Source organism: Chlorobaculum sp. 24CR, from assembly GCF_004118635.1.
In the GTDB taxonomy this organism is placed as follows: Bacteria; Bacteroidota; Chlorobiia; order Chlorobiales; family Chlorobiaceae; genus Chlorobaculum.
On the sequence record NZ_SDGU01000076.1, the window covers coordinates 1 to 1,007 of the forward strand.

The window sequence follows — 1,007 nt, forward strand, 5'->3', positions numbered from 1 at the left end:
AAAAAAAACTCAACACACTTTCGACGGACAACGAGGAAGACTGATCCTTGAAGCCCATAAGGAGGAACTTGTCGTGTGGATAGAAGAAGCCCATGAACAGGGTGCCCGGTATATCGCGGCGTGTGATCTGGTCGGCATCTCGGTGCGAACCCTGCAACGCTGGAAGCGTGAGGGACTCAGAGACCGACGGAAAGGGGCAAACAAAAGCGTGAACCGGAAAGTGCCAACGGAAACCAGAGAAGAGATCGTCAGCGTCTGTAACGAGCCAAGATTTCGTGACTTAACGCCCTGTGAGATCGTGCCTCAGCTCTTGAGTGAAGGGCGGTATCTGGCCTCTGAGAGCACCTTTTACCGGATATTGAGAGCGAAAGGACAAGTACACCATCGAAGTGAACTGCGCGTTCGTCACCGGCATTCAAAGCCGCCGGAACGCCGTGCAACAGGCTCGGATCAGGTCTATTCGTGGGACATCACGTACATGGCCCGGACGGTTAAAGGACTCTTTTATTACGCCTATGTCGTCAAAGATATTTTCGACAAGGCCATTGTCGGCTGGGCGGTGCACGAGGAGGAGAGCGAGAGGCACAGCCGGGCGTTATTTGAGCGGATGCTGAAAGGGCGACGGACAACGGTCAGATACGTGCATTCCGATAACGGCCATCCCATGAAAGGAGTGAGTCTTATGGCGCTGCTTCAAGACCTTAAAGTTGACGTGTCGCACAGCCGCCCACGAACCAGCAACGACAACCCGTACATCGAATCGCTCTTCAAAACGATGAAGTACCACGTGAGCTGGCCGGGAGCGTTCGATACTCTGGAGGATGCCCGGCGCTGGATGGGCGAATTCGTCAACTGGTACAACACGGCGCACCAGCACTCCTCGATAGGCTACGTGACGCCGCATCAGTTGAGATACGGTCAGGCAAACGCCATTTATGAGCAGCGAAACGCGACGCTGCAACAGGCCAGAGCGGCATATCCGGAGCGTTGGGGATCAAGACCGGCAA

The 1,007-nt window shown here is 55.0% G+C and carries 1 protein-coding gene; it reads left to right on the forward strand.

All coding sequences use genetic code 11. The features are described 5' to 3' along the window. Positions 1-73 precede the first annotated feature (73 nt). On the forward strand, positions 74-1,007 hold a 934-nt coding region (locus EST62_RS12300; RefSeq protein WP_167599351.1), incomplete at its 3' end, for an IS3 family transposase.